Origin of the sequence: Bacillus sp. FSL E2-8868, assembly GCF_038005505.1 — a bacterium.
GTDB classification, from domain to species: Bacteria; Bacillota; Bacilli; order Bacillales; family Bacillaceae_G; genus Bacillus_A; species Bacillus_A mycoides.
Genome location: NZ_JBBOTI010000009.1, coordinates 1 through 4,047 on the forward strand (window position 1 = coordinate 1; position 4,047 = coordinate 4,047).

Sequence of the window (4,047 nt, forward strand, 5' to 3'; positions counted from 1 at the left end):
AGCATCTAAAAATAAAAATTGACGTTCACGTTGTTTGTTTCGTTCAGTTTTCAAAGAACTTATCTGCCGCTTCAGAAGCGACTTCATCATATTAACATCTTAATTTTTCGATGTCAACTATGTTTTTCAATTTCTTTTTTGTCGTTTTCTGCGTTTCTGCATCAGCGACGTTTATTAATATATCATGTGAAAAAATGAAATGCAACACCTTTTGAAAACTTTTTTGAAACCAACTACATTTCTTTTTTAATATCATATACTTAAACGAAACATCTCTTTCATTTCTAAGTAATTCCTACATATATTCTATAGAAAGTCACTCTGTCAAAAAACGTTTCTTTCTATATAAAGTGAAACTTTAATCAGTGGGGGGTGTTCATCCCCCACTGATTATTAGCCTTCACCAATCGGGCATTTACGGGCAGTCGTCTCCCACCTAACTTTCTCGCATTCGGCGAATTTTGAGGCGGGGCTGACTGCCCGCAAATAGTGGGATAAACGTTTTATTCATATACCATATCATACAAGGAGGAATATACATGGACTACACCGACTTATTAATAAAACTAGGTCTCTCGGCTATTTTAGGATTCGCTATCGGTTTAGAGCGCGAATTAAAACGTAAACCACTCGGCTTAAAAACGTGTTTAGTTATTTCTATTATTAGTTGCCTCCTAACTATTGTTTCTATTAAAGCAGCTTACAACTTACCACATACCGATCATATGAATATGGATCCACTTCGACTTGCCGCTCAAATTGTATCAGGAATTGGTTTTTTAGGTGCCGGTGTAATTTTACGCAGAGGAAACGATAGTATTGCGGGGTTAACGACCGCCGCTATGATTTGGGGTGCTTCTGGCATCGGCATTGCCGTTGGAGCTGGTTTCTATATCGAGGCTATTTTCGGAATGTGTTTCCTTATGATTAGTGTAGAACTTATACCATTAGCGATGAAATACGTCGGTCCTAGATCATTTCGCCAACGTGATATCGCAGTGAAACTCGTTGTACGAAATATGGACAATATCCCGACCGTAATTGAAGAAATAAAAGAAATGGATATAAAAGTTAAGAACATGAAGCTCAAAACATTGGAAAATGGTTCGCACTATTTACATTTAAAATTGTCTATCGATCAAAAAAGACATACTGCTGATGTTTATTATGCTCTTCAGCATCTTGAAAGTGTTCAACAAACTGAAGTTGAAAGTATGTATTAATTATGAAATGAACTCTCTTTTTAATTAGAGAGTTTTTCTTTTTTCTATAATGGTAACAATGAATGTAGTCCTGAAAAGTAAGGAGGAATAGGAACTTGAAATCCCGTCCGAATTTAGTAGATACATTTCGTGATTCCATTATTTTTCGTTTAATTTGTTTTATTATTGTACTTACTACCTTCTCCGGCTTTCTTATACATATATTAGAGCCATCTCACTTCACCACATGGTTCGACGGGGTTTGGTGGTCAATCGTTACCATTTTCACCGTTGGATACGGCGATTTCGCCCCCCATACAACGATAGGAAAACTTATTGGTATATGTATTATTTTATTAGGAACGGGATTTTGTTCTTATTATATGGTTCTATTCGCTACCGACATGATTAATAAACAATATATGAGAATTAAGGGTGAAACAGCTGCTACCTCTAATGGTCATATGATTATCGTTGGCTGGAATGAGCGTGCAAAACATGTTGTAAAACAAATGCACATATTACAACCGAACCTTGATATCGTTTTAATTGATGAAACACTTTCTTTACTTCCAAAGCCATTTCATCATTTAGAATTTATAAAAGGTTGTCCGCATCACGATCAAACTTTATTAAAAGCTAACATTACAACAGCTCACACTATATTAATAACAGCGGATAAAGAGAAGAACGAAAGCTTAGCAGATACACAGTCCATTTTAAATATTTTAACTGCAAAAGGACTTAATCCAAACATTCACTGCATCGCTGAACTTCTTACTTCTGAACAAATCCAAAATGCAACGAGAGCTGGCGTATCAGAAATTATAGAAGGAAATAAATTAACGAGCTATGTATTTACCGCTTCTCTTTTATTCCCTTCCATTTCAGGTGTACTATTCTCACTTTACGATGAAATCTCTGATAACAAATTACAACTGATGGAGATTCCCCCGTCCTGCACCGGACAATCCTTTGCAAATTGTAGCTATACTCTTTTAAAGCAAAACATTCTCTTACTAGGTGTAAAGCGCGACGAACAATATATGATCAATCCAGTTCATTCTTTCATTCTCATCGAAAGCGACATACTCATCGTTATTCACCATTAAAAAAATGATTTTCTAGTTCTTGTACCAATACTTTACCAATATTGACATACTTTCTTTTCACATCTCCATCTGGATCTTGCGGCTCCGCAAATTGATCCAATCCACTCGTTCCAGCTGTTAAAGCATTAACATTATCATCTAGTTCGTCTTGATATACGTGCGAAAGAATATACGGCGTTTCAAGACGGACTATTACACCAGGCACATCTAGTTCCCCATCCACCGCTGTAAATGGTACGCGTAAAAATTGATACCCTTCTTCTTCGTCGATTTTATAATCAAAGCATCCTTTATCATAATCCCAATTGCCGCCAATACTATATCCAAGTGGTTTCATAACCTCTTCTAACTTATATAACGCATATGTACATCCTTCTAATTTTGATTGAATCGGAATCAAGCCCATCCCTCCTAGACTTTTCCTTTAGCATACCCATTCTAGTTTGAATATACCGATGTACCTTTCAATAAAATAATAAAAAGCGACCGGAGACCTGCAGTGCCCCCTGTCAAGTAGACAGTATTTAAAAAGCGCAACTAAGCAACCTGAGTTCTATATTTATATGGACTCAGGTTATTTAATTTCTTTTGAAATCTTTGATGATTATAAAAGTGCATATATTTACGCACGGCAAGTTTGACCTCATTCGCTTTACGGAAGGAGTATAAATGAAAACACTCTGCCTTAAAGTGACTGAAGAAGTTTTCCATACAAGCATTATCCCAACAGTTGCCTCTTCGAGACATACTTGCCTTCATCTGATATTTTTTAAGTAATTGATTATATTGACGAGATGTATACTGGGATCCTTGATCACTATGTAAGAGGATTCCCTTCACATTTCGTTTTTTCTTTGCCTTTTTAAGCGTATCTAACACAAGCTTTAAGTCGTTTCTACGACTGGTTTCATAGGCAACAATTTCATTATTGTATAAATCCTTAATAGCGGATAAGTACAAGCGCTGTCCATTGAAAATCAAATAGGTAATATCGGTTACCCATTTCTCATTCGGTTTTGAAGCCTGAAACTCCCTATTTAGATGGTTCTCTGAAATCACATAAGCTTCTTTTTTTCCGTAATAAGGTCGTTTTTTCCTAATTACGGCTTTGATACCTAGTTCACTCATCAATCTTTGGATGTGCTTATGGTTCAAATGAAGGTTATATGTGGCTTTCAGCCACACTTGTATTCTTCTATATCCATAAATTCCTCTTAATTTTTTATGACACTCCAATATCTTTTTCTTAATTTCGATATCCTCTGATTGTTTTTTAGAAGGCGTCGTATGCCGTTTTAGCCATTTGTAGTATCCACTTCTGGTTACACCAGCAATATCGCATAGAATGGTCACTGTATAACCTGTTTTTGTCATTTCATGGATGACTTCGAATTTTTTTATTTTGGATACGACTTTCATTCCTCCTTTTACATCCCTAAGAGCTTTTTTAACATTTCATTTTCCGCTTCTAATCGTCTGATCTTAGCTTCAGGATCTTCGGGTCTAACCCTTGGTCTACCTAAACCTGGTCCTTTCGCTTTACCGCGTTTTTCTTCTAGTCCTTTGATTCCTTCAGCTTCAAAGTGTTTCACCCAACGACTTACAACCGAGTGATGAATACCTAATTCTTTCGCAATGGTTTTATAGCTCATGCCTTCTTTTAAGTATAAATCTATAGCTTGTTTCTTAAATTCTACATCGTAAGTGACTCTAATTTTTCCCATGAAAAAATC

The 4,047-nt window shown here is 36.0% G+C and carries 5 protein-coding genes; 2 read left to right on the forward strand and 3 right to left on the reverse strand.

The features are described 5' to 3' along the window. The first annotated feature begins 539 nt into the window (after positions 1-539). Both NSS74_RS27870 and NSS74_RS27875 read left to right on the forward strand, forming a co-directional pair. Positions 540-1,223 (forward strand): MgtC/SapB family protein, encoded by a 684-nt coding sequence (locus tag NSS74_RS27870; protein ID WP_002034530.1) that lies wholly within the window; start codon positions 540-542, stop codon positions 1,221-1,223. 95 nt (positions 1,224-1,318) lie between these two features. Then, positions 1,319-2,314 (forward strand): potassium channel family protein, encoded by a 996-nt coding sequence (locus NSS74_RS27875; protein WP_061690114.1) that lies wholly within the window; start codon positions 1,319-1,321, stop codon positions 2,312-2,314. Here NSS74_RS27875 and NSS74_RS27880 read toward each other — a convergent pair. The 3 genes from NSS74_RS27880 to NSS74_RS27890 all read right to left on the reverse strand — a co-directional run bounded on the left by NSS74_RS27880 (position 2,301) and on the right by NSS74_RS27890 (position 4,038). Beyond that, positions 2,301-2,714: a YugN-like family protein gene (locus NSS74_RS27880; RefSeq protein WP_002131278.1), complete on the reverse strand. Its 414-nt coding sequence runs from the start codon at positions 2,712-2,714 to the stop codon at positions 2,301-2,303. The two genes, NSS74_RS27875 and NSS74_RS27880, sit on opposite strands and share 14 nt — an antisense overlap. Before the next feature lie 137 nt (positions 2,715-2,851). Further along, the gene (locus NSS74_RS27885; RefSeq protein WP_002140633.1) at positions 2,852-3,733 is read right to left on the reverse strand and encodes an IS3 family transposase; all 882 of its coding nucleotides are present in this window, start codon (positions 3,731-3,733) and stop codon (positions 2,852-2,854) included. A gap of 8 nt (positions 3,734-3,741) precedes the next feature. Next, a complete protein-coding gene (locus tag NSS74_RS27890) occupies positions 3,742-4,038 on the reverse strand; it encodes a transposase (protein ID WP_002135468.1) in 297 nt (98 codons plus the stop codon). Positions 4,039-4,047 lie beyond the last annotated feature (9 nt).

Excerpts from the sequence above, each read along its gene's own strand:
- NSS74_RS27870 (WP_002034530.1), top strand. The coding sequence starts at position 540 with ATGGACTACACCGACTTATTAATAAAACTAGGTCTCTCGGCTATTTTA.
- NSS74_RS27885 (WP_002140633.1), bottom strand. The coding sequence starts at position 3,733 with ATGAAAGTCGTATCCAAAATAAAAAAATTCGAAGTCATCCATGAAATG.
- NSS74_RS27890 (WP_002135468.1), bottom strand. The coding sequence starts at position 4,038 with ATGGGAAAAATTAGAGTCACTTACGATGTAGAATTTAAGAAACAAGCT.